Annotated in this window: 20 protein-coding genes and 1 riboswitch; of the genes, 8 read left to right on the top strand and 12 right to left on the bottom strand. The window is 67.2% G+C overall.

Going from position 1 to position 24,111, the window contains the following annotated elements; all coding sequences use genetic code 11:
* Positions 1-19 precede the first annotated feature (19 nt).
* Genes ACNQFN_RS04820 through ACNQFN_RS04810 form a run of 3 tightly spaced genes read right to left on the bottom strand, consistent with a single transcriptional unit; the run spans position 20 to position 3,332 of the window.
* Positions 20-1,081 (bottom strand): carbon-nitrogen hydrolase family protein, encoded by a 1,062-nt coding sequence (locus tag ACNQFN_RS04820; protein WP_418648154.1) that lies wholly within the window; start codon positions 1,079-1,081, stop codon positions 20-22.
* A 32-nt stretch (positions 1,082-1,113) separates the two neighbouring features.
* Complete coding sequence (locus ACNQFN_RS04815; RefSeq protein WP_418648153.1) at positions 1,114-3,015, bottom strand: cation acetate symporter; 1,902 nt, start codon at positions 3,013-3,015, stop codon at positions 1,114-1,116.
* Between the two features lie 35 nt (positions 3,016-3,050).
* A complete protein-coding gene (locus ACNQFN_RS04810; protein WP_418648889.1) occupies positions 3,051-3,332 on the bottom strand; it encodes a DUF485 domain-containing protein in 282 nt (93 codons plus the stop codon).
* A gap of 313 nt (positions 3,333-3,645) precedes the next feature.
* Here ACNQFN_RS04810 and istA point away from each other — a divergent pair, with 313 nt between their 5' ends.
* Both istA and istB read left to right on the top strand, forming a co-directional pair.
* Positions 3,646-4,866, top strand: a complete 1,221-nt coding sequence (gene istA, locus ACNQFN_RS04805; RefSeq protein WP_418648888.1) for an IS21 family transposase — start codon at positions 3,646-3,648, stop codon at positions 4,864-4,866.
* Complete coding sequence (istB, locus tag ACNQFN_RS04800; protein WP_418648887.1) at positions 4,866-5,654, top strand: IS21-like element helper ATPase IstB; 789 nt, start codon at positions 4,866-4,868, stop codon at positions 5,652-5,654. The genes istA and istB overlap by 1 nt, the downstream gene beginning before the upstream one ends.
* 444 nt (positions 5,655-6,098) lie before the next feature.
* On the opposite strand, the gene ACNQFN_RS04795 is transcribed toward istB, so the two are convergent.
* Positions 6,099-7,061, bottom strand: coding sequence for a D-2-hydroxyacid dehydrogenase (locus ACNQFN_RS04795; RefSeq protein WP_418648152.1), 963 nt, complete (start codon positions 7,059-7,061; stop codon positions 6,099-6,101).
* 97 nt (positions 7,062-7,158) lie between these two features.
* Complete coding sequence (locus tag ACNQFN_RS04790) at positions 7,159-10,224, bottom strand: ATP-binding protein (protein ID WP_418648151.1); 3,066 nt, start codon at positions 10,222-10,224, stop codon at positions 7,159-7,161.
* Positions 10,225-10,392: 168 nt separating this feature from the next.
* Here ACNQFN_RS04790 and pdxH point away from each other — a divergent pair, with 168 nt between their 5' ends.
* On the top strand, positions 10,393-11,040 hold the full coding sequence (gene pdxH, locus ACNQFN_RS04785) for a pyridoxamine 5'-phosphate oxidase (RefSeq protein ID WP_418648150.1): 648 nt from the start codon (positions 10,393-10,395) through the stop codon (positions 11,038-11,040).
* A gap of 45 nt (positions 11,041-11,085) precedes the next feature.
* On the opposite strand, the gene ACNQFN_RS04780 is transcribed toward pdxH, so the two are convergent.
* Positions 11,086-12,114, bottom strand: a complete 1,029-nt coding sequence (locus tag ACNQFN_RS04780; protein ID WP_418648149.1) for a GlxA family transcriptional regulator — start codon at positions 12,112-12,114, stop codon at positions 11,086-11,088.
* On the opposite strand from ACNQFN_RS04780, the gene ACNQFN_RS04775 reads away from it, so the two are divergent.
* The 5 genes from ACNQFN_RS04775 to ACNQFN_RS04755 all read left to right on the top strand — a co-directional run bounded on the left by ACNQFN_RS04775 (position 12,098) and on the right by ACNQFN_RS04755 (position 19,545).
* Entirely contained in the window at positions 12,098-13,456 is a 1,359-nt protein-coding gene (locus tag ACNQFN_RS04775; protein WP_418648148.1) for a YbfB/YjiJ family MFS transporter, read from the top strand. The two genes, ACNQFN_RS04780 and ACNQFN_RS04775, sit on opposite strands and share 17 nt — an antisense overlap.
* A riboswitch (cobalamin riboswitch) is annotated at positions 13,456-13,671 on the top strand. It overlaps the preceding gene by 1 nt.
* A 156-nt stretch (positions 13,672-13,827) precedes the next feature.
* Positions 13,828-14,340: a GNAT family N-acetyltransferase gene (locus tag ACNQFN_RS04770; RefSeq protein WP_418648147.1), complete on the top strand. Its 513-nt coding sequence runs from the start codon at positions 13,828-13,830 to the stop codon at positions 14,338-14,340.
* A gap of 36 nt (positions 14,341-14,376) precedes the next feature.
* Complete coding sequence (locus tag ACNQFN_RS04765) at positions 14,377-17,238, top strand: ribonucleoside-diphosphate reductase subunit alpha (protein WP_418648146.1); 2,862 nt, start codon at positions 14,377-14,379, stop codon at positions 17,236-17,238.
* Positions 17,239-17,342: 104 nt separating this feature from the next.
* Entirely contained in the window at positions 17,343-18,464 is a 1,122-nt protein-coding gene (locus tag ACNQFN_RS04760) for a ribonucleotide-diphosphate reductase subunit beta (protein ID WP_245650967.1), read from the top strand.
* A 67-nt stretch (positions 18,465-18,531) separates the two neighbouring features.
* Positions 18,532-19,545: a zinc-dependent alcohol dehydrogenase family protein gene (locus ACNQFN_RS04755; RefSeq protein ID WP_418648145.1), complete on the top strand. Its 1,014-nt coding sequence runs from the start codon at positions 18,532-18,534 to the stop codon at positions 19,543-19,545.
* Positions 19,546-19,648: 103 nt separating this feature from the next.
* Here the strand turns inward: ACNQFN_RS04755 and ACNQFN_RS04750 are convergent, their stop codons facing one another.
* From ACNQFN_RS04750 to ACNQFN_RS04725, 6 genes are all read right to left on the bottom strand, one after another.
* Positions 19,649-20,527: an AEC family transporter gene (locus ACNQFN_RS04750; protein ID WP_418648144.1), complete on the bottom strand. Its 879-nt coding sequence runs from the start codon at positions 20,525-20,527 to the stop codon at positions 19,649-19,651.
* A 27-nt stretch (positions 20,528-20,554) separates the two neighbouring features.
* Complete coding sequence (locus tag ACNQFN_RS04745) at positions 20,555-21,448, bottom strand: NAD(P)-dependent oxidoreductase (RefSeq protein WP_068638531.1); 894 nt, start codon at positions 21,446-21,448, stop codon at positions 20,555-20,557.
* A 51-nt stretch (positions 21,449-21,499) separates the two neighbouring features.
* Entirely contained in the window at positions 21,500-21,919 is a 420-nt protein-coding gene (locus ACNQFN_RS04740; protein ID WP_418648143.1) for a TRAP transporter large permease subunit, read from the bottom strand.
* Positions 21,920-22,019: 100 nt separating this feature from the next.
* A complete protein-coding gene (locus tag ACNQFN_RS04735) occupies positions 22,020-23,237 on the bottom strand; it encodes an MFS transporter (RefSeq protein ID WP_245650968.1) in 1,218 nt (405 codons plus the stop codon).
* A complete protein-coding gene (locus ACNQFN_RS04730; RefSeq protein WP_418648142.1) occupies positions 23,234-23,725 on the bottom strand; it encodes a PaaI family thioesterase in 492 nt (163 codons plus the stop codon). The genes ACNQFN_RS04735 and ACNQFN_RS04730 overlap by 4 nt, the downstream gene beginning before the upstream one ends.
* Positions 23,706-24,095 carry a VOC family protein gene (locus tag ACNQFN_RS04725; protein WP_068638537.1) on the bottom strand — a complete coding sequence of 130 codons (390 nt, stop codon included), beginning with the start codon at positions 24,093-24,095 and terminating at the stop codon, positions 23,706-23,708. Before ACNQFN_RS04725 ends, ACNQFN_RS04730 begins: the two co-directional genes overlap by 20 nt.
* Positions 24,096-24,111: the final 16 nt, after the last annotated feature.

Raw genomic sequence — 24,111 nt, 5'->3', positions numbered from 1 at the left:
CTGCGTTCAGCGCCGCGTCCTATTGCGCGCCGGCGCTCCCGCACTCCTCCTGCCGGCACTCCTCCTGCCGCTGGACGCTCCGGCGCAGGCCCGGCTCGGCGTCGTGGTCGTCCTTGAAGCGCGTCGGCATCAGCCTGCGGCGGTCGATCTCCAGGTCGAACACGTCGAAGCGGTTGTAGTAGCCGACGATGTCGTGGAACTGCTTCGGCTCGACGCAGGCGTTGAGATCGAAGGTCGCGTAGGCAATGCCCTCTTCGTTCTGCAGCATGTCGCCGATGGCCGCCCCGGTCGGATCCAGGAACTGGGTGGCGGCGCGAGGCGTTCTTTGCAGCACTTCGACGGCTTCGCTGTCCGCCCCGTCCAGCAGCATGTTCAGCATCGTGTCGTCCATGAAGCCGGCGTTCAGCACACCGAATGCCTTGGCCTCGAACGACGCGCCGCCGGCCCGGATGCGGTTGGCCGAGAGGTTGTCGAAGTTCTGGTTGCCCGGCTTCCGGGTCGGCCAGATCGCCGGCCAGGCCGAAATGTGGATCTGCTCCCCCTGGGCCGCCAGCGCATAGCGCGCCAGCGGATTGGTGTTCTCCCCGCAGATCAGCGCGCCGATCTTGCCGATCCGCGTATCGGAAACGCGCAGCCCGTGGCCGTCCCCCGCCGCCCAGACCATCTTTTCATAGAACGTCGGCACGAGCTTGCGGTGGTGATTGAGGATGCTTCCATCGTCACCGATCAGCACGTTCGAATTCCAGATGCAGCCCACGCTCACCCGCGTGGATTCGCTGAAGCCGAGCGAGACGAATACCCCGTGCTGGCGGGCGGCGCTGGCGATTTCGGCCATTTCCGGGCCATCGACCAGGATGCTGTTCGCGGTCATCCGCTTGAACCATTCATGGTTGTAGATCGGCGCCCACAATGCGGCCCAGACCGGGAAGCCGGGAATGAAGGATTCCGGAAACACGACCAGTTCCGCGCCGTGGCGTGCCGCCTCGCCGATGATCGAAACGGCTTTCTTGACGCTGGCGGCCTTGTCCATGTAAACCGGTGCGACATGGGCAGCGGCGACTTTCACGATGGGCAGATTCATGTGTTGCTCCTTGGGTGGTTTCGATTGCTTCATCAATGGGCGACGGCTTTCGCCGCGCCATATCCCGTTTCGCGGCGGACGGCCAGTTCGGCCCAGCGCGACGACGAATAGGTGCTGGGCATCAGCAGGGAGAACACGATGACCAGCGCAAACCCGACCGGAATCGAGATCAACCCGGGGTTGCGCAGGGAAATCAACGGTTCGCTCAGGCCGACCATGCTGGTCGCGCCATCCGGAATCGACGAGACGGCCGTCTTTGCCACTGCCAGGTCGGCTTTCAACTTGCCGAGTTGCGGCGTGCCGGTGCCAGGCTGCTCCTGCTCCATCTTCAGAATCTTCGGCTCGATATCCGCCACCGCAGCGATGGCCGCCTTCTTGACCTGCATCGGATAAGTCATGTTCGGCGACACCAGCACCAGGCCGATGCTGAGCAAGGTGCCGCCGACCACGCCCGCAACCACGCCGGCCGTGCTGCAGCGCTTCCAGTACAGGGTCAGGACCAGGGCCGGCAGATTGGCGGAAGCCGCCACCGCATAACCCAGCCCGACGAGATGGGCGACGTTCTGGCCCTTGGCGGCGATGCCTGCTCCGATCGAGATCACCGCCATCGCAATCGTCGCGATCCGGGCAGCGCCCGCCTGCTGCCGCTCGGTCGCGTCGCCGTTCTTGATCGCGCCGACATAGACGTCATGCGCCAATGCCGAAGCGGCCGCCAGCGTCAGCCCGGCAACGACCGCCACGATCGTCGCGAAAGACACCGATGCAACCAACGCCAGCATGAAATTGCCCAGGATGCTGTCCGGGCCGCCGCCGAGGAACTGGGCGAGCATGGGCGCGGCGAGGTTTCCGCCCTTGTCCATGGCGATGATTTCCTTCGGGCCGACATTCAGGGCCGCCGAGAAACCGATCACGATGATCAGGATGTGGCAGAAGCCGATCGCGGCCATTGCATACAGCGCCGACGTGCGGGCGCCCCGCGCATCGGCCACGGTGAAGAAGCGCATCAGGATGTGGGGCATGGCGGCGGTTCCCAGCACCAGGGCGAGCCCCAGCGAGGCCTGCTCCACCGGGTTCTTCAGGTAAAGCCCCGGATCCATGAAACGCTGCCCGGCCTCGGCGACCGACAGGCCCGACTTGCCGCCCAGCAGGGTTTCGAGCACGTGGGTCTGGATTCCGGCGTTGCCAACCACCGCGCCGAAGAAACCGCCGATGTCGAAGCCGTACGGCACCCAGGAAAGCACGACCAGCACGAAGCAGAACGAAATCAGCAGGCAGGCCTTGAGCACCTGCACCGCGGTCGTTGCCCGCATCCCGCCGAACATCACATACACCAGCATCGAACTGCCGACCGCGATGACGGAGATCTCATACGGAATTCCCACTAGCGCACGAATGATCACCGCGCCGCCGACGATCTGGGGAACCATGTAGAACAGCGCCACCAGGATGCTGGATACCGCAACGACGGTCTTCGTCACGCGAAAGCTGTTCCGGTACGCCAGCACGTCGCCGAGCGTATATCTGCCGAGGTTCCTGCACGGCTCCGCGACCAGCAGCAGAACGGGAATGAAGGAGACGAAGAAGCCCACCACGTACGTGATGCCGTCCAGCCCGTAAAGCGCGATCAGGCCGGAAACCCCCAGGAAGGCCGCCGCGGAAAGATAATCCCCCGCAATCGCGATTCCATTGGTTCGCGGCGCGATCCCCCCGCCGGCGGTATAGAAATCGCCGACCGTCTTGTTCTTGCGGCCGGCCATGAAGGTAATGACGAGGGTCAGGACGAACAGCGCCAGAAAGACCACGACGGTCATCAGCTGGTTCTTTTCGGACACCAGCGTCGCCGCCTGGGCATGGGCGCTGCCACTCAGCGACATGAATGCCGGCAGCGCCGCCGGCAACAGGATTTTCGGTTTTTTGCCGATGATATCTTTCATTTCCATCTCCAGATTCGGGGCCATCGAATGGCAAATCAACGCTTGCGGGTGAATTCAGCAACCAGCGCCGCCGTTTCCTGATCCACCCTGCCGAACAGCACCGCGTATTTCCAGGCGATGAATCCGCCCGCGACGTACTGGAGAATCAGATAGGCCAGCCCTGCGTTGACCTCTCCGAAAATACGTACATTGAAAAATTCAGGGAAATAGCTTGATATCAGTGGAATGGAGAAAAACAGGGCCATCGATATTCCAAAGAGAACAAGGCTGACACCTCTCTTCCTTCTGACAAGAGCCCGGAATCTCGGGTCCGACATAAGCGCATCGCAAGCACCGCCTTTCGTTTCCATGAAACCCCCAGGTAAATAAACTCAATAAATATCTCTATCAAACAGACATCTCCCAATCGCAGACTAACAATGCGACCAAAGTTCGAGAAGATATAAATTGACAACCTTGCTATGCAGAAATGCATTCAACGGCACGTTTCCGGCACATGTCAGGCGACACCGTAAATTGACCCCCTAGCGACACGAGGAACTGACCCCCTCGTTCGCAAGGAGGCCATCGTTGGAAACGAAGCACATCAAGGTGAATCCTGTGCGCCGTGTGGTTTGCGGAGTGCAGGAGATGTTGGAGCCGGAAGCGGTCACGACGATCGTTCGGTTGGGGCAGTCGGGGTGGGGTGCGAAGCGGATTGCCAGGACGCTGGGCATCGCGCGCAACACAGCGAAGCGGTATCTGAATGCGGGCGGGCCGGTGCCCTACCAGCAGCCGCAACGTGCCAGTGTGCTCGGCGGTCATGAAACATGGCTGCGGGAGCGCTTTCTGCAGCACCGGGGCAACTGCGACGTGGTGCGCCAGCAGTTGAGCAAAGAGCTCGGGATCGACACGAGCCTGCGCACGGTCGAGCGCGCGTGCCGAGGGTTCCGCCAGGAACTCGAAGCGAGCCGCCGTGCGACGATCCGCTTCGAGACCGCGCCCGGCGAGCAGATGCAGATCGACTTCGGCCAGACGCGCGTGCTGATCGGCGGCGAGTCGGTGCGGGTGTTCCTCTTTGTGGCGACGCTGGGCCATTCGCGCAGGGGGTTCGCCTGCGCGTTCCGGCACGAGCGCCAAAGCGCCTGGTTCGCTGGCATCGAAGCCGCGTTCGCCCACTTCGGCGGACGACCGCAGACGCTCCTCGTCGACAACGCCAAGGCGCTGGTCGACAAGCACGACGCGCACACGCGCCAGGTTCGGTTCAACAGCCGCTTCGAGGCGTTCTGCCGGCACTGGGACATCGCTGCCCGGGCGTGCGCGCCGTTTCGCGCCCGCACCAAGGGCAAGACCGAGAACGGCGTGGGCTACGTGAAGAAGAACGCCATCGCCGGCCACGCCTTCGAGAGTTGGGCGGCGATGGAAGCGCACCTGGCGCGCTGGCAACGTGAGGTGGCCGACGTGCGTATCCACGGCACGACGGGCGTTGCCCCACGCGAGCGCTTCGAGCTGGAGCGCGATCACCTGCGCCCCATCGCCGGCGTCACCCCCTTCCTGCAGGTGCGCGAGCTCGTGCGCCGGGTCAATGCCGAGGGCTGCATCGAACTGGACACCAACGCCTACAGTGTGCCGTGGCGCTTGATTGGCGAGACCGTCACGGTCGTCGTTAGCGCCGATACCGTGGTGGTTGAGTACGCCGGCGAGGAAGTCGCACGCCACGCGGAACTCTCCGGTAGTCGCGGGCGCAGCATCGAGCGCAGCCATCTCTTGGGCGGCTCTCCGCCGCCAGCCGAGATCGCGGTGCCGCCACGCACCGATGCGCTGCTGCGTCCGCTGGCCGAATACGAAGCACTCGTCGGAGGGGGCTGGTGATGCTCGACACCGACCGACTCGACGAACTGCTCACCCGGCTGCGGCTCACGGCGATCCGCGACCAGCTCGACAGCCTGCTCGATGAAGCCAGCCGGGCGCAGATGACGCTGCGCGAGGCGCTACTGTTCCTGGCCGAACGCGAGGTCGCCCGACGCGACACCCGGCGTATCCAGATGGGCATGAAGCTCGCCCGCTTCCCGTGCGTGCGCACGCTCGACGGCTTCGACTTCGACGCTCAACCCTCGATTGATCCGGGGCAGATCCGGGATCTGGCCACCGGCCGCTGGATCGGCCACGGCCAGGCCCTGCTGCTGCTCGGCCCGCCCGGCGTGGGCAAGACGCACCTGGCGGTCGCACTCGGGCGTGAAGCGGTCGATCGCGGCTACACGGTGCTCTTCACCTCGGCAGCAGCGCTGATGGCAGGGCTCACGAAGGCGCACTCCGACGGGCGACTCGAGGAGAAGCTGCTGCAGCTCTCCAAGCCCAAGCTGCTGATCATCGACGAACTGGGCTACCTGCCGCTCGAGCCGGCCGCCGCGCACCTGTTCTTCCAGCTCGTGTCGCGACGCTACGAGCGCGCCAGCATGCTGATCACCAGCAACCGGCCAGTCGGCGAGTGGGGACAGGTGTTTGGCGATGCCGTGGCCGCCACCGCCATCCTCGACCGGCTGTTGCATCACAGCCAGGTGATCACGATCCGGGGCGACAGCTACCGGCTGCGCGACAAGCGCCGCAGCGGCCTTCTGCAGAAGGCCGCTGCCCCCACCCCGATCACGTCGGAGAGTTGATTAACCCAGGGGGTCAATTCCAGATGTCGTCAGGGGGTCAAATCTGCGTGTCGCTTGACAGCACATGCACGGATTTGGCGTGAAACCGCCTCACGGCGCACCATCGGAGCGCATGAAAACAGAAATCAACCAATTGTTTTATATGGACAAAAAAGAATAAAAAAGAGGATGCGCGAATTGCGCACCAATTCGGCCCGCACAAAGCGACCGGCATGCGAAAGAATGCATTCTTGCAATGCATGCATGCAAACAGACGGAAAGTGGCATATCCCGGCGGCAGCGCGGGCCCCGAATCTGCCGGGCAGACCCGGGGGCCGGTTCAGCGTACCGGGATCATCGTGCGCGGGGGTCCGCGCCCTTGCAGCGCGTGCAGCCCTTGCGCGGGCATCGGCAGCCTCGCGCCGATGGCCGGATTTCCAGCCTCAAAACAGCGGCGTTCCGCCGCTATGCCGCCTGCATCAGGTTGCTCGGCCTGCCGGCGACGAAATTCTCGATGTTGTCGATCAACTGGTCCGCCAGCGTCTGCTGCGCCTCGTCCGATGCCCAGGCCACGTGCGGCGTCAGGATCACGTTGGGGCGGCCGGCGATGCGCATCAGCGGGCTGTCCGCCGCCGGCGGTTCGCCATCGGCGACGTCGAAGCCCGCGCCGCTGATCAGGCCTTCGTCCAGCGCCTGCACCAGCGCGTCCTCGTCCACCAGGCCGCCGCGCGCGGTGTTGATCAGCAGCGGCTTGCGCTGCATCGCGCGGAATTCCGCCAGCCCGATCATGCCGCGCGTGGCCGGCGTCAGCGGGCAGTGCAGCGTGATGATGTCGCTGCTCGCCAGCACTTCGTCCCACGGCGTGTACAGCCTGCCCCAGCCCGTCTTGCCCTTGCGGGCAGCGAACAGCGGCTGCATGCCGAAGGCACGCGCGATGCCGGCGACGCGCTGGCCGAGGTCGCCCTCGCCGATGATGCCCAACCGCGCGCCGTGCAGATCGCGGATCGGGTGGTTGAAGAAGCAGAACTGGCCGGACTTCTGCCATTCGCCCGCCAGCACGTCGTCGCGGTACGGGACGAGGTTGCGCCGCAGCGCCAGGATCAGGGCAAAAGTGTGCTCCGGCACGGTATTCACCGAATAGCCGCGGATGTTGGCCACGGCCACGCCGAGGCGCTGGCAGGCGGCCTTGTCGACCTGGTCGGTGCCGGTCGCCGCCACCGCGACCATGCGCAGCGAGGGCAAGCGTTCGAGCACCTCGCCAGGCAGCGGCACCTTGTTGGTGATCGCGATCGTCGCCCCGTCCAGGCGCTCGGCCAGCTCGGCGGGCGTGGTGCGCGCGTATTCCACGTAGTCGTGGGCGAAGCCGGGGCGGCGCACGCGGATCTGTGGCGCCAGCGTGTCGCGGTCGAGAAAGACGATCTTTTCCATGGTCGGCTCCTGCGGGAAGAAGGTGGGTTGGGCGCCGCCATTATCCGCGAGTCGCCGCACAGCTGTGTGCTGGCCGCGTTTCCGGCGGCCAGCGGATTCAGCGCCAGGGCGCACTGGCCTCGATCAGCGCCGCGATGCGCTCGCCCAGCGCCGCCAGCCGCGCATCGACGCCGGGCTCGCCCTGCTCGATCGCCTTCTCCAGCGCGCCCGCTTCCTCCATCAGTTCCATCGCGCAGATGAAACCGGCATTGCTTCGCAACGTGTGCATGCGCCGGGCGGCGGCCTCACGCTCGCCCGCGGCCAGTTCGCGGCGCGCCTGCTCTGCGGCATCGGCATTGTCCTCGATGAAGAATTCGAGCAGGCCGATGAACATCGCCCTGTCCCGCCCCAGGCGCTGCGCGGCACGCCCGTGATCGATACCGGGAATGACGGGGAAGGCGTCCGCATCCGCGTCCGCGTTCGCGCCGGTGCCAGCACCGTCTTCCGTCGCCGCCGTTTCCACCGCGTACACCGGCGGCAGTTGCATGCCGGATGACGATCGGGCCGCGCTCGTCCGGGCCACCTCCGGACCGATCCAGCGCGCCAGCAATACCGCCATCTCGTCCAGATCCATCGGCTTGGCCAGCACGTCGTCGGCGCCGGCATCGCGCGCCGCCGCCTGCTGGGCGTCATTGACACCGGCGGTGAAGGCGATCAGCGGCAGTCCGGCAAGACCCGGTTCCAGCCGGATCGCACGCATGGCGCTGAGGCCGTCCATCACCGGCATCTGCACGTCCATCAGCACCGCGTCGAAACCCTCGGGCCGGGTCTTCAGCAATTGCAGCGCCTGCTGGCCATCGGCGGCCAGCGTGGCCGTGGCGCCTTCCAGCGCCAGCGCACGCTCGACCAGGTCGCGGTTCATCGCACTGTCGTCCACCACCAGCACGTGCGCGCCCTGCAAGCGCGGCCCGGCGGGCGCTGCCGGCCGTGTCTCGCCGAACGCCGGTGATTCGCCTTCGGCCGCCCGCTGCAGCGGCAGCTCGAACCAGAAGGTGCTGCCGATACCGGGCTGGCTGTCGACACCGATCGTGCCACCCATCAGCTCGACCAGACGCTTGCAGATCGACAATCCCAGGCCGGTGCCGCCGAAGCGGCGCCCGATGTCCGCATCAGCCTGGCTGAAGGGGGCGAACAGCCGCCCGATCGCCTCGGGCGCGATACCGATGCCGGTGTCGCGCACTTCGAAACGCAGGCGCAGCCGTTCCGCATCCGCCTCGGGCACGCTCACCTTCAAGGCGACTTCACCGCGTTCGGTGAACTTGATCGCATTGCCGACCAGGTTGAACAGCACCTGCTCCAGCCGCAGGCCGTCACCCCTCAGCGGCCCGAGTGGCGGCGATGGCATCTGCACCCGCAGCACCAGACCCTTGCGGTGTGCCTCCAGCCCCATCAGGCTGTCCAGGTTCGCCAGCAGCGCCGCGAGATCGAAGGCGCAGGGCTCGATGCGCAACTGGCCGGCCTCGATCTTCGACAGGTCGAGCACGTCGTTGAGGATGGTGAGCAGCGACTGGCCGGCGCTGCGAATCCGCCCCACCATGTCGCGCTGATTGTCCGACAGCGCGTCGCGCGCCAGCACCTGGGCGAGGCCGAGCACGGCGTTCATCGGCGTGCGGATCTCGTGGCTCATGTGAGCGAGGAATTCGCTCTTGGCCGCATTGGCCGCCGCGGCTTCGTCCGCCAGTTGGCGGTGGCGGGCTTCGCTGATGCGCAGCCGCTCTTCCATCTCCTTGCGCGCGGTGATGTCCTCGACCATGCCGAGATGGCGCGGCGCCTGCTCGGTCTCGACCCTGACCGGCGCGAAGCTCAGGCTCACCCACACCACAGAGCCGTCGGGGCGCAGGTAGCGCTTGATCAGGCTGTAGCCGGCGATCTCGCCAGCGGTCAGGCGGGCGAGCTGGGTCTTGCTCTTTTCGATGTCGTCTGGATGGGTAAGGGCGAGCGGGCTCAGGCCCGCCAGCGCTGCCGGACAGCGGCCGACGATGTCGGCAAAGCGCTGGTTCGCCTCGGTGATGCGGCCGCTCCGCGAATCGAGCAGCACCACGCCCAGCGGCGCCTGCTCGAACACCACCCGGAAGCGCGCCTCCGCGGCGCGCTGCGCATGCAGTGCGGCCAGCTCCTGCCGCTGCAGGTCGCGCCGCCACAGCAGATACCCCGCCGAATACACCAGCAGCAGGCCCAGCGCCATCACCAGCGCGGTGGCCCAGCTCATGGTGCGGATGCCGGCATAGGCTTCGCGCTCGTCGATCTCGGCCAGCATCAGCCAGGGCGTACCGCCGACCGCGGCGGCATAGGCCAGTACCGGCACCCCACGATAGTCGCGCCCGCCGGCGAGAATGCCCGACTCCCCCTGCGCAGCCCACACCGCCGGCACGCGGGTATCTCCCAGCGGCAGCGTCAGCACCAGCGCGGCATCCTGCTGGTGGCGCAGCGGCGTCAGGAAGCGCACACCGGCACCGTCCCGGCGCACCAGATAGGTCTCGGCCGACCGGGTGGGCACCGGCCAGGCTTCGACCATCGGGAACAAGGTCTCGTCGGCACGCCAGGTCAGGTAAGCGACGCCGCGCGGCGCGGCACCGGAGCGGCCGACCGGCGCCAGCACGCCGTAGCGCGCCTCGCCCTGCGCATTCAGGTACAAGTCGACCAGCACCACGCGCGGCGTACGCAGCACATCGCGGATGGCTGCGATGTGCGCCCTGCCATCGGCATCACCGACCGCAAAAGCCTGCTCTCCATCAGCATCGACCAGCGCCACGCCTGCCCAGCCGCGCGCAGCGGCGGCCTCCCGTAGCAGTTCCTGCATGCGTGCCAGCGCCCCGCCATCCTGGCGCCCGCCATCCAGCCAGCGGCCGAACAGGGTTTCGAGTTGCGAATGCCCGGAGAAATGCAGCTCGGCATCGACCTGCGCCTTGTGCAGCCAATCTTCGATGTGCTGGCGCTTCTGTTCGGCGATGACGGCCAGCGTACGGTGCGTCTCGCGCCGGATCTCGTCGCCCAGATAACGATAACCGACGGCGCCGATGGCGCCGATCAGCACGGATAGCGCGAGCAGCGGCAACGCAAAGCGCAGCCACGGACGGCGCGCGCGGCCGGGAGCTGCGGGCGGAGAGACGATGGCAAGAGTCATGTCGGCGGATGCCAGGCGGCCGCGGGGCCGGGTGGCGCCTGTGCTGTCTGAAGAAGGGGCGATTATCCGGCATCCAGGCCGTGATACGCCGGCCCCGGCGTATAATCCCGCCCTTCCGGCGGCCTTCTCCGGCCGGCCCGGCTTCATTCACGAGCTCGGAGATCGGGCATGAGCAATCACATCCCCCTGTCGGACCTGCGCAAGAGCTACGAGCAGGGTGCGCTGGACGAGCACGAATCGGCCAGCGAGCCCTTGCGGCAATTCGAGGGCTGGCTGTCGGAAGCCCTCGCGCGCGGCGTTCCCGAGCCCAACGCGATGACGGTCGCCACCGTGGGCGAGAGCGGCCGCCCATCGACCCGGATCGTGCTGATCAAGGATTGCGACGCGCGCGGCATCGTCTGGTACACCAATTACCACAGCCGCAAGGGCCGCGAGCTGGAAGCCCACCCCTTTGCCGCGCTGCAGTTCCACTGGGTGGAGATGGAGCGCGTGGTGCGCATCGAAGGCCGGGTGGAGAAAGTGTCGGCGGAAGAAGCCGACCGCTATTTTGCCAGTCGCCCGCTCTCCAGCCGCATCGGCGCCTGGGCCTCGCCGCAGAGCGAGATCATCGACGGACGCGGCACGATCGTCGCGCGCGCGGCCGACTACGGGCTCAAGTTCGGCCTCAATCCGCCCCGCCCGCCGCACTGGGGCGGCTACCGCCTGGTGCCCGACTACTGGGAATTCTGGCAGGGCCGCGCATCCCGCCTGCACGACCGCATCGCCTATCGGCTGCAGGACGACGGCAGCTGGCAGCGGCAGCGGCTGGCACCCTGAAACCGCATGCCCGCTCCGCGAGCGGGCGACGATCAGGCAGATGCTCTACTGGCTGCCGCCGGAAACGGGATGCCTGAACATGGCCGGCGGCAACCGGGCCATTTTCATCGTGAGCTTCCGCAGCGAGGTGGCGTTGGCATAGCCCAGCCGTTGTGCCACCTCGTCCAGCGACAGCTCTCCCAGCGCGAGCAGGCGTTGCGCATGCCGCATGCGGATGGTGTGGACGAGGTTCATCGGCGTGGAACCCGTTGCCCGGGCAATGTGCCGGGACAGGGTCTTGGCCGTCATGTGCAACTGGCTGGCTGCCTCGGCAATGCTGGGAGGCATGGGCAGGCTGGCCTCGATGAGGGCCTCGAAACGGGCTGCGACGCCCTCTTCGTCCGTCTGCAGTTGATCCCATACCCGGTAGCGGGCCTGCGTCGTGCGGCTGTCGACCAGCAGATACTTCATGGCCAGATCGGCGACATCCCTGCCGGCCCGGTGGCGGATCAAGTACAGCATCAGATCCATTTGCGCCATGGCCGCGCCGGCGCTGATGACGCCGCGCTCATCCACCAGCATGCGATTCACATCCAGCCGGGCCAGGGGAAAACAACGCTGGAGGAAATCCCCGAGCTGCCAGTGCGTGGTTGCGGTCCGTCCATCGAGCAGACCGGCCATTCCCAGCACGAAAACGCCAGAGCACGACGCCGCGACCTTGCCGCCATGGGCACCGTGCTCGGCCGCCATGGCGGCAAACGCAGCCATGTCCGGCATGTTCATGCGCTGGCGCAGCCTGTCTTCGCGATAGCGGTCGCGGATATTGCCCCCCGAATCCAGCTTCGGGTGGTCCAGGCCGATTCCAGGAATCACCACGACGGCATGCGGCTGGATGGCCACCCGGTCCAGGCGTTCGGCAGCGAGCGTCATGCCGCCCGACAGCGGAATCTGCCGGCGGGTGGACACCACCCGCCATTCCATGGGCTTGCGGCCTCGTGCCGCGGCACTGCGGCCCGCAATGCTCAACACATCCAGGGTCGCGCCGACGCTGGCAGCGAGCGCCCCCTCGGGCACGGCAATGACAAAGTCCGGCATGGTTTGTCCAAAATGGATTTTTCATTGTCATTTTAGACAATTGGACATCCGCTCGAAACCTTCTAGATTGGGCAGCGCCACGCCCGCTGCAGGGCGGCCCTCGATCACGACAGGACGGGAATGTGACATGCGACACTCGCCCAAATGCACCACAACGGCAATGCCGAATGCAGCATCGCTATGGCCGGCGTTCGGCCTGGGCCTGGCGATCGCCGTGGGCAACGGGCTGGCCCGCTTCTCCTATGCCCTGCTGCTGCCCGCCATGCGGGAGGACCTGGCCTGGACCTACGCCCAGGCAGGCTGGCTGAACACCGCCAATGCCCTCGGCTACATCCTTGGTGCGGCAAGCGGCTACTTTTTGCTGCGGCACGCCTCCCCGGCGCGTCTGTTTTCCTGGGGGCTATGGCTCACGCTGGCGGCATTGCCGCTTACCGGGCTGCATGGCTCGCTGGCGTCCCTGACCGCGGCTCGCGCGGCGGCAGGCATCGGCGCAGCCTGGGTCTTCTCCTGCGGCACCGCGCTGATAGCAGCGCGATATCCGGAAACCGATGGCCGCCGGGGAACCGCCATGGGCGTGTTCTTTGCCGGCGCCGGTCTGGGCATCGGCCTGTCGGGCCTGGTGGTGAATCCCTTGCTGGCATGGTCCGGCTCGCAGGGCTGGCCTGCCGCATGGCTGTGGCTGGGCGCACTGGCGCTGCTCCTGTCCGTCTGGCCGCTGAAAGAGGCGCTGAAGGTCCAGCGCGTTTCGAACGCCCCCGCGCGCGGCGCCCTGTCGCTGCGGGGCATGCGGATGGCGCTGCTGGGCTACTTCGCCTTCGCTGCCGGCTACATCGTTTACATGACCTTCATCCTGGCCTGGCTGCACACCCAGCATGGCTCATGGCAGTTGAGCACGCTGGTGTGGCTCGTGCTGGGCATCGGCGTGTCCTTGTCGCCTTTCGCATGGCGCCGCGCGCTGGAACACTGGCCGCCGGCGCTGACGCTGTCGGCCAGTTGCACCGCCACCTGGGCCGGTACCGTGATTCCGCTGCTGAATGCCCATGCGGCCGGCTTGCTGGCTTCCGCCCTGGTGTTTGGCCTGGGCATGTTCATCGCGCCGTCGGCCATCGCAGTGCTGGTACGCCAGAAACTCCCCGCGCCGCAGCTCGCCAAGGGCATGACGCTCTTCACGGTGGTGTTTTCAGTCGGCCAGGCGATTGGCCCGGTGGCGGCGGGCTGGATTGCCGATGAACAGACATTGCGCCAGTCACTGCTGTTCGGTTCCGGGCTCCTGCTGGCAGGAACGCTCCTGCCGCTGCTGGGGCTGGATCGGAAGTTTGACAGCCCGGGGGGCCAGGGCTAATCTGCGCCCCTGTTCATGGTTGCCTGCCGACACCGGCAGGCATGAAAAGGGAATCCGGTGCCGCGCCCGCGCGCGAAACCCGGAACTGCCCCCGCAACTGTAATCGGCGAGTCCTGCGCCCCCTCACGCCACTGGAACAGCAGCACGTTCCGGGAAGGCTGGCGCAAGGCGACGACCCGTGAGTCAGGAGACCTGCCATGCACATCACCTTCAACAGTTTGGGGCGGGGTGTCCCTGACAAGAGGCATGGCTCAGACCATTTCACTTGTTCGCTTTCCTGACGGCCGGGCAGCACCGCATGGCGTGTCCATGCGGGCGATGCGCCGCGTCCAGCCGCCGGAGATCCGCCCTGCCCGTACCGGATCTCCGCCATGTCAGACCTCGCTCGCCCCGCTCCTGCGCTGAGCCCGATGACGCGCTTCGGCCCCGATGACGCGCCCCGCATCCTCGCCCACCTGCTGATGCTCGACACCGACGACCGCATGCTGCGCTTCGGCCACGGCATCCGCGACGAAGGACTGGCCAGCTACGTCGCCCGCCTCGACTACGTCCGGGACCACGTCCACGGCCTGAACGACGCCCGCGGCGACATCGTGGCCCTCGCACATATCGCGATGCACGATGGCGACGTCGACTTCGGCCTCAGCGTGACGCGCCCATACCGCGGCCAGGGCCTGGGCCATGCCTTGTTCAGCCACGTCATTGCCATGGCGCAGCGCGGCGGCGCAGCACGCGTCCTGTGCTACAGCATCAGCCCCGCCGTGCTGCACATGGCCGGCCTCCACGGCTTCCGCCGCAGCGGCGGGAACCCCGCCGCACCGCTGGCGCTGCAACTGCCGAGCCCGGCTCCTGCCAGCCTCTCCCGCAGCCGCGCCGCCGCCTGAACACCTCCACACACTCACTTCCAGACAGGACATCCCGTGGACCGACTCCCCGACTCCCTCCATCGCATCGACCCGCAACTGACCGCTTTCGAAGTCATCCGCCGCAACGGCGCCGTGGTGGCCTTCGACCCGGGCAAGATCGCCGTCGCCATGAGCAAGGCTTTCCTCGCCGTCGAGGGCCGCCAGGGCGCGGATTCGTCGCGCGTGCGCGATCTCGTCGGCCGCCTGACCGAAACCGTCGTCGGCGCGCTGACCCGCCGCCTGCCCGACGGCGGCATGCTGCACATCGAGGACATCCAGGACCAGGTCGAACTGGCGCTGATGCGTTCGGGCGAGCACGACGTCGCCCGCGCCTACGTGCTCTACCGCGAACGCCGCGCCGCCGAACGCGCCGCGCAGAAGGCCGCCGGCATGGACGCCGCAGGCGACGCGCCGGTGCTGCACGTCGTCGATGGCGGGCAGCGCCGGCCGCTCGACCGCGCCGCGCTGCTCGCGACCTGCCGCGAAGCCTGCGAAGGGCTGGCCGACGTGTCCGCCGACACCGTGCTCGAACATGCGCTGCACAACCTCTACGACGGCGTGCCGGTCGCCGCCGTGCGCCAGTCGCTGGTGCTGGCGGCACGCACGCTGATCGAACGCGAGCCCGGCTACAGCCACGTCGCCGCGCGCCTGCTGCTGTCCGCGGTGCGCGTCGAGGTACTGGGCCACGAAGCCTCGCAGGCCGACATGGCCGCCCCTTCAGGCGGATACGTCAGTCATTTCACGCAAGCAATCCAGCTCGGCATCGATGCCGAGCTGCTCGACCCGCGGCTGGCCGACTTCGACCTGAGCCGGCTGGCGGCGGCACTGAAACCCGAGCGCGACCTGCAATTCGACTACCTCGGCCTGCAGACGCTGTACGACCGCTACTTCCTGCACGTGGAAGGCCGCCGCATCGAACTGCCGCAGACCTTCTTCATGCGCGTGGCGATGGGCCTGGCGCTGAACGAGATCGACCGCGAGGCGCGCGCGATCGAGTTCTACCTGCTGCTGTCCTCCTTCGACTTCATGAGCAGCACGCCGACGCTGTTCAACAGCGGCACCCGCCATTCGCAGCTGTCGTCGTGCTACCTGACGACGGTCGCCGACAGCCTGGAGGGCATCTACCAGTCGATCAAGGAAAACGCCATGCTGCAGAAGTTCGCCGGCGGCCTGGGCAACGACTGGACGCCGGTGCGCGCGCTGGGCAGCCGCATCAAGGGCACCAACGGCCAGAGCCAGGGCGTGATCCCCTTCCTGAAGGTGGTCAACGACACCGCAGTGGCGGTCAACCAGGGCGGCAAGCGCAAGGGCGCGGTGTGTGCCTACCTGGAAACCTGGCACCTCGACATCGAGGAATTCCTCGAACTGCGCAAGAACACCGGCGACGAGCGCCGCCGCACCCATGACATGAACACCGCCAACTGGATTCCGGACCTGTTCATGAAGCGCGTGCTGGGCAACGCCGAATGGACGCTGTTCTCGCCCTCCGACGTGCCCGAGCTGCACGACCTGTACGGCCAGGAATTCGAGGCCGCCTACCTCGCCGCCGAAGCGCGCACGGCGTCGGGCGAGATCCGCCTGAGCAAGAAGCTGCCGGCGGTGCAGCTGTGGCGCAAGATGCTGACGATGCTGTTCGAGACCGGCCATCCGTGGATCACCTTCAAGGACGCCTGCAACCTGCGCTCGCCGCAGCAGCACGTCGGCGTGGTGCACAGCTCCAACCTGTGCACCGAGATCACGCTGAACACCTCGGACGACGAGACCGCAGTGTGCAACCTCGGCTCGGTCAACCTGCCGGCCCACCTGGTGCGCAGCGCCGACGGTGAGGGTGGCCACACCTGGCAGCTCGACAGCGGCAAGCTGCAGCGCACGGTGCGCACCGCGATGCGCCTGCTCGACAACGTCGTCGACCTCAACTACTACGCCACGCCCAAGGCCCGCGCCGCCAACCTGCGCCACCGCCCGGTGGGCATGGGCATCATGGGTTTCGCCGACGCGCTGCACGTGATGGGACTGGCCTACGCCTCCGACGCCGCAGTCGAATTCGCCGACCGCTCGATGGAGCAGGTCTGCCATGCCGCCTACTGGGCCTCGACCGAACTGGCCGAGGAACGCGGCCGCTATTCCAGCTTCCGCGGCAGCCTGTGGGATCGCGGCATCCTGCCGCAGGACAGCCTGGCCCTGCTCGCCGAAGCGCGCGGCCGCGCCAGCGAAGGCGGCGCGCTGCTCGAAGTGGACCGCTCGTCCGCTCTCGACTGGGGGCCGCTGCGTGAACGCATCGCCCGCCACGGCATGCGCAACTCCAACTGCGTCGCCATCGCGCCGACCGCCACCATCTCCAACATCGTCGGCGTGTCGGCCTCGATCGAGCCGGACTACCAGAACCTGTACGTCAAATCCAACCTGTCGGGCGAATTCACCGTGGTCAATGCCCACCTGGTGCGCGAGCTGAAGGTGCTCGGCCTGTGGGACCCGGTGATGGCTTCCGACCTGAAGTATTTCGACGGCTCGCTGGCGCCGATCGAGCGCATCCCGGCCGACATCAAGGCACGCTACGCCACCGCCTTCGAGATCGAGCCGCAGTGGCTGGTCGAAGCCGCCTCGCGCCGCCAGAAGTGGATCGACCAGGCACAGTCGCTGAACCTCTACGTCGCCGGCGCGTCGGGCCGCAAGCTCGACGAACTCTACCGCCTGGCCTGGCTGCGCGGCCTCAAGACCACCTACTACCTGCGTACCCTGGGCGCGACCGCAATGGAAAAGACTGGCGCCAGCACCGGCACCGGCGCTACCCAGCCCGATGCTGCCCCAGCCGCCTACGGCAGCGCCGCACCCAAGGCCTGCTCCATCCTCGATCCCGACTGCGAGGCCTGCCAATAATGAGCGCATTCAACTTCAACGACTGGGACACGCCCGCCCCGCGCACACCGTCGTCCGTGCCCACGCCGACAGGCTCGGCCCCCGCATCGGCTACTGCGACAACGATGGCAGCAGCAGCGCCTACCCCGGCGACGGCTGCCGCCCCTGCGCCGCGCCCCGGCCTGGGCACGAACGCCACGCGCACCCCTGCGATGCTCGCGCCCGAGGCGCGGCCTGGCGCGCTGGCGCCGGTGCGCGTCTCCGACAAGCGCATCGTCAACGGCCAGGGCGACATCAACCAGCTCGCGCCCTTCAAGTATCCGTGGGCCTGGGAGTTCTTCCTCAACGCCAACAAGAACCACTGGACGCCGCTGGAAATCTCGATGGCGCAGGACGTCCATGACTACCACCACCGCCTGACGCCGGCAGAGCGCCACGTGTTCGAGAACGTGCTGTCCTACCTGACGACTTCGGACATCCTGGCGATGCGCAACATCGGCCTGGCGGTGATGGAGAAGATGACCGCGCCCGAGCTGCAGATCTACCAGGCCCGCCAGGTCTACGAAGAGGCGCTGCACACCTGGACCTACCAGCACTGCATCGAGAGCCTCGGCCTCGACCAGCAGGAAATCTACAACCGCTACCGCGTCGTGCCCGAGATCCACGGCAAGATCGCGCTCGCCAACCGCCGCCTGGAGCGGGTGATGCGCGCCGACTTCGATCTCGGCGACCGCGACAAGCTGCACGAATTCGCCCTCTCCTACCTGTTCTTCGCCGCGATCTTCGAAGGCTGCTGGTTCTACAACGGCTTCTCGCCGATTTTCGCGCTGCAGCGGCGCGGGCTGATGAAGGGCACGGCCGAGCAGTTGCAGTACATCATGCGCGACGAAGTGCTGCACTGCGCCTTCGGCATCCGCGCCGTGCGCACGCTGATCGCCGAGGAAGAGCTGGAACTCGACCCGCAGGCGGTCTCGCTGCTGTGGCAGGAAGCGGAAGCGGCCGAAGCCGCCTATTCCGGCTACCTGCTGCGCGAGCCGATGCTGGGTTACTCCGCCGCCCAGCACATGGGCCAGTTCCGCTACATCGCCAACCGCCGCGCCCGCCAGCTCGGCCTGCCCGAGCCCTTCCCCGGCGCCGAGAACGTGCTGCCCTGGCTGGACGAGCAGGCCAACCTGCGCAAGGAAAAGAACTTCTTCGAGACCCGCGTCACCGAATACCAGACCGGCGGCGCACTGGCCTGGGAGTGAAACACGGGCGGCGCACGGCCATGATCCGGGCTAAGCTTGCCTTCCACTCCAAGCCTGTGAGGAAGACATGAAGGCAATCACGCTCAAAGCCCCGGGCGGCCTGGTCAACATCGCCGAAGCCGAGGTCGCAGACCCGGGACGCCCTGGCAAGGGCGAAATCCGCGTCGCGATCAAGGCCAGCTCACTGAACTACCACGACCTGCTCGTCGCTTGCGCCGCCGTCCCCACCGAGGATGGCCGCATCCTGCTGTCGGACGGCGCCGGTACCGTGGCAGAAGTCGGCGAGGGTGTGACGGAGTTCAGGCCCGGCGACCATGTCGTTTCCACTTTCTTCCCGGTCTGGCCTGCCGGGCCGGCGACGCCGCAGGTGGGCGGCTTCCTGCACACCCCTGGCGACGGCATCCAGGGCATGGCCTGCGAACATGTCGTGCGCCCCGCCAGCGCCTTCACCCATGCACCGCGCGGCTGGACGCATCGCGAGGCCGCGACCATCACCACGTCCGGCCTCACCGCGTGGCGGGCGCTGGTCGTCAACGGCCGGCTGAAGGCCGGCGAAACCGTTCTGGTCCAGGGCACCGGCGGCGTCTCCATCGCCGCGCTGCAGCTCGCCAAGGCGATGGGTGCGCGCGTGATCGCCACCTCGTCATCCGACGAGAAGCTGTCGAAAGTGGCCGCGCTCGGCGCCGACCTGACGATCAACTACCGGCGCGAACCGGAATGGGGCAGGAAGGCGCTCGAGCTCACCGGCGGCTTCGGCGTCGATCACGTCATCGAAGTCGGTGGCCCGGCGACGCTGGCGCAATCCCTCACCGCGCTCAAGGTCGGCGGCCACATCGCCATGATCGGCCTGCTGTCCGGCATCGACGCCAATCTGCCGATCCTGCTGGCACTCACCAGGCACGCCCGGATCGAAGGCCTGATCGTCGGCAGCCGGCGGGACCAGCAGGACTTCGTCCGCGCGCTCGAACTGATGGAAGCCCGGCCGATCATCGACCAGGTGTTCTCATACACGGATCTCGCCGCGGCTTTCGCCCACCAGCAGAGCGGGCAGCATTTCGGCAAGATCTGCGTGGAGTGGTAAGTGCCATTGGCCAGACATGGTCATGGGCGAGTTGCAGAAAAAGATATGAAGGAGGCGGAGCACCTGCTCCGTTCACTCCTCTTCAACTTGTGGCCAGCCGCACTCATGATGCCAGACTGAATGCCAGCGCCAGTGAAATCGAAAGCGGTGCGAAAAGATTGCCGAGAATCACGATCGCCGCCACCTTTTCGGGCTCCTGGGAATAACGCTCGGCAAACATGAAGTTGAGAATGGCGGGCGGCAGTGCGCCGAATATCAGCAGCATGCTCGTTTCGTGGGCGGACACGCCGAATGCAAGGCAGAAAACATAGGCGATCAACATTCCCGTGAGTGGTGTCGCCACCGCCCCCACGACTCTGATGCGCCACTGTGCAAACGGCGCGGTAGTCAGCCGGACGCCGAGCGAGAACAGCATCAGCCCGGTGGAGACGTCCGCGATGATCTTGATCGCCGACAGAAACGGCGGCCACAGCGCCAGATCCGAAAGACTGACCAGCACGCCTGCGACGCCCGCCAGCACGACCGGCTCGCGGAAGATCAGCCACAGCTTCGCATTCCGGCCGAGCCAGCAGGTGGCGACCGCAAAGTGCAGGACGTTTTCGACCAGGAACAGGACGACCGCGGCGGGAAGCGCTTTCTCCCCGAATGCAAACAGCGAAAGGGGCAGCCCCATGTTGCCCGCGTTCTTGAACATCATCGGCGGCAACAGCGTCTTCGGGGCGTAGCCCATCCGGCGTGCGATCGGCCACCCCAGCAGCCCCGAACCGAGGACGATGAGCAGGCCGCCGATCGCAATCATCTGCACTTCGGCCAGATCCACCGACTTCCCCGCAAGCGCGGAGAAAATCAATGCGGGCACGAAGATGCCCATATTGACCTGATTGGTGGCGATCATGTCGGGGCGATGCTTGCGGCCATACAGGTAGCCGATCGCAATCACGGTGAACACCGGAAAGACGATGCTCACGATCTGGACGAACATTGGCGATTCTCTTTGCAGGATGCGGGATCAGGACCGGGCTGCCGACATGGTGCCGTTCAGTGCGTAGTAGCTGCGGATGACCTGGCTGTCGTCCGCACGCCCGTCGCCGCGCCCGGACGTGGCGAGGAAGAGCTGGTGCGCGACCGCGGCGATCGGCAGCGCTGCCCTGGCGTCACGCCCGGCCTCCAGCACGATGCCGAGATCCTTGACGAAGATGTCGACTGCGCTGCTGACCTCGGGCTCGGCCTGCAACATGCGCGGGCCTCTGTCCTTCAGCATCCAGCTCGACGCCGCCGAACCACCCATGATGTCGAGCAGCACGTCGAGGCTGACGCCGACCTTGGCGGCCAGCGCGAAGGCTTCGGCGACGACGGCGATATGCACGCCGCACAGCAGCTGGTTGACGGTCTTCACCGTGGCGCCCTGGCCGGCACGCTCGCCGACGTGGAAGATGCGCTGGCCCATGGCCTGGAACACCGGCTGCATCGCGTCGAAGGTGGCGCGATCGCAGGCCGCCATGATGGTCAGCGAGGCGGCAGTCGCGCCGGCCGTGCCGCCCGAAACCGGCGCGTCGACGAAGCGGCGTTTGCTGGCGGTGACGCGCGCGGCGATGCGCTCGACCGCGGCCGGCGGGCAGGTTGCCATCAGGCAGACGATGCCGCCCTCGTCCAGCGCCTGCAGCGCGCCGTCGTCGAACAGCACCTGTTCGGCCTGGGCGGCATTGACCACCATCAGGATCAGCACCTCGGCGCCACGAGCGGCGCCGGCCGCATCGACGGCAGGCTCGGCGCCGCTCGCCGCCAGCGTGGCGAGCGCGGCAGCATTCAGGTCGATGCCGCGTACGCGGTGCCCGGCGGCGAGCAGATTTCTTGCCATCGGCAGGCCCATCGAACCGAGCCCGGCAAATGCAATCGTGTTCATGAAACGTCCTTGTCCAAGTGGCGGCCCCTGCGGCGCAGGGGCCGCACAGGGTCAGTAAAGGGTGAAGGCCGGCACGAAGGAGATCAGCGCCAACACCGTGATCGCCACCAGATAGAAGGGCCACAGCTCTCGCACGACCGCTCCCACCCTATCGCGCGAGATCGCCGCGGCGATGAACAGCGTGGTGCCGACCGGCGGAGTGAAGAGGCCCATGCTCAGGTTCACCGCCATCATGATGCCGAGCTGGATCAGGTCGAGGCCGATCGCATTGCCGATGGCGACGAAGGTCGGGCCGAGCAGCAGGATCGCCGCCGGCAGGTCGAGGAACATCCCCACCGTCACCATGATCAGGTTCAACAACAGGATCAGCGGGATCGACGGCGGGATCAGGCCCGCGATGGTCGCCGACGAAGCCGTGGCCGCAGCAGCGAAGGCACCCGGATAGCCTTCGCGCTTCTGCCACGGAATCATCGAATTCCATCGAGTCGCGTTCCATTCTGCTCTCCTGTTGCCGAAGGTATCCCCGACGGCACACGAGCCGGCACCACGAAGGACCGCGCCGCGCACGCCACTATTGCCTGCCCTTCCCCTTCAGCTCCGCGTACAGCAGTACCACGCCGACCAGCAGGATCACCCCGCCGATCCCCGCGTAGCCGGCCGCGAACGAGCCGGTGGCGCCGACCAGCGCGGCGAAGGCCGGCGGGCCGAGCACGACGCCGAAATAGGTGAAGAACAGGGTGCCGCCGGTCAACATGCCGGCCTGGCCCGGCGGCGAGAGCTGGGCGACGCGGGCCAGATAGACGCCGTTCCAGCCGATCGCGGTGGCGCCGAACACCATGCTGACAGCGATGACGACGACGAGCGGCCAGTCCGGCTCGAACAGCGCGGTGATCAAGGAAGCTGCCGCCATCGCGAACGCGAGCAGGCACAGCACCAGGTTCGGCGCCTTCCAGCGGTCGGCGGCGTAGCCCCACAGCAGGCGTCCGCCCGCGCCGGCGAACTGGGACAAGGACAGCACGAAGCCGGCGGTGACCAGCGAAGCACCGTATTCCGCGGTCAGGTAGGTCACCAGGTAGGTGGTCAGGCACAGCTGCATCGCGCTCAGGAAGAAGGTGCAGAACGCCAGGTTGCGGATGTCGCGATGGGCGAAGACCTGGGCCAGCGGGCGCATCACGCCACCCAGCGACACCTTGCGCCGAGGGTCGCGGTCGGCATCGAAGCCGGTGCGCACCACCTGGGCGATCAGCGCCATGACTGCGCAGGCGGCGCCCACCGCGAGCGCGGCGCCCTGCCAGTTCGACAGCAGTACCAGCGGTGGCACGGCCAGGCCGGCCAGCGCGCCGCCCAGCGGAACCCCGGTCTGCTTGACCGAGAACAGGAAGCCCATGCGGTGCGCCGGCGTGGTACGGGCGAGGATGTGGGAGCTCGACGGCGTGATCGGTCCGTAGCCGAAACCGATCAGCAGCGCGCTGACGGTCATCGACCACACCGTTCCGCCGGCGGCGAAAGCCAGCCCCGCGCCGGACAGCAGCAGGCAGGCCTGGCTGACGCGAATCGCGCCGTAGCGGCCGACGAGATTGCCGCTCGCCAGCGTCGACAGCATCGCGCCGACATAGACCAGGGCGATGAACACCCCCACCAGGGCACCCGGCAGGTCGGTGGTACGGGCCGCTTCCGGCGCCAGCACCGGTACGGTCAGCGCGGCCATGGTGGCGAGGATCTGGATCGCCAGGGTGATGCTCAGGGGGATGAGCATCGCCCCCTCGCTGTTGCGGGCGCCGCCATTCATTCGATCGATTCCGGCGGCGTCGCACCGCCCTGCGGCGGCTTGCGGTACTTGAAGGTGCCGACGCCCTTGGCGACGATCCGCCCTTCGGCGTCGAGTATCTCGGCTTCGCAGAAGCAGGTGGAGCGGCCGCCGCCGATGGCGCGCGCCTGGACCCGCTGCCGGCCGCTGCCGGGACTGAGGAAGCTTGCCGTCACGCCGATCGAAACCACCGACAGCCGGAAGCCCTGGCGTGCCATCGCCGCCCGCGCCATCGTGGTGTCGAGCAAGGTCATCAGCACGCCGCCATGAACCTTGCCGTGCATGTTGGTCAGTTCCGGCCGCGAGTCGAGCGCGACCCGCGCCCATCCCGGCCCGACGCCGTCATCGACGGCGCCGAGCAGGTCGAGAAAGGGGTTGCGGAAGCTGGGCGGTGCCGACACCGCTTCGCCGCCGTCCTGCGCAGCCGGCTCGCCGGACCGGGGCGCTCGCTCAGGCGGCGGACTGGACATTGGCCACCTCGACGAGATTGCCGTCGGGATCGCGGCAGTAAACGGAGCGGATCGGCCCGGTCGCGCCGGTGCGCGGCACCGGTCCCTCCTCGATCGCCACCCCGCAGGCGTGCAGATGGGCGATCACTTCATCCAGCGGCACGCCGGTCAGGAAGCACAGATCCGCCGAGCCCGCCTGCGGCGTGCGCGCATGCGGCCGGATCGGCGCGCTGGCGGGGTGGAGGTTGATCTTCTGGCTGCCGAACGACAGGGCCCGACGGCCCTCGCCGAAGGTGACCGCCTCCATGCCCAGCGCGCGGGCATAGAAGGCGATCGTGGCGTCGATGTCCGCCACCGTGAGGACCAGATGGTCCAGTGCGTCGATCTTCATCGGACAAACTCCATGC

Source organism: Thauera butanivorans (assembly GCF_048398245.1).
GTDB classification, from domain to species: Bacteria; Pseudomonadota; Gammaproteobacteria; order Burkholderiales; family Rhodocyclaceae; genus Thauera; species Thauera butanivorans.
Note: the sequence above shows the minus strand (reverse complement) of the source record. Positions and strands in the feature narration are given on the sequence as shown.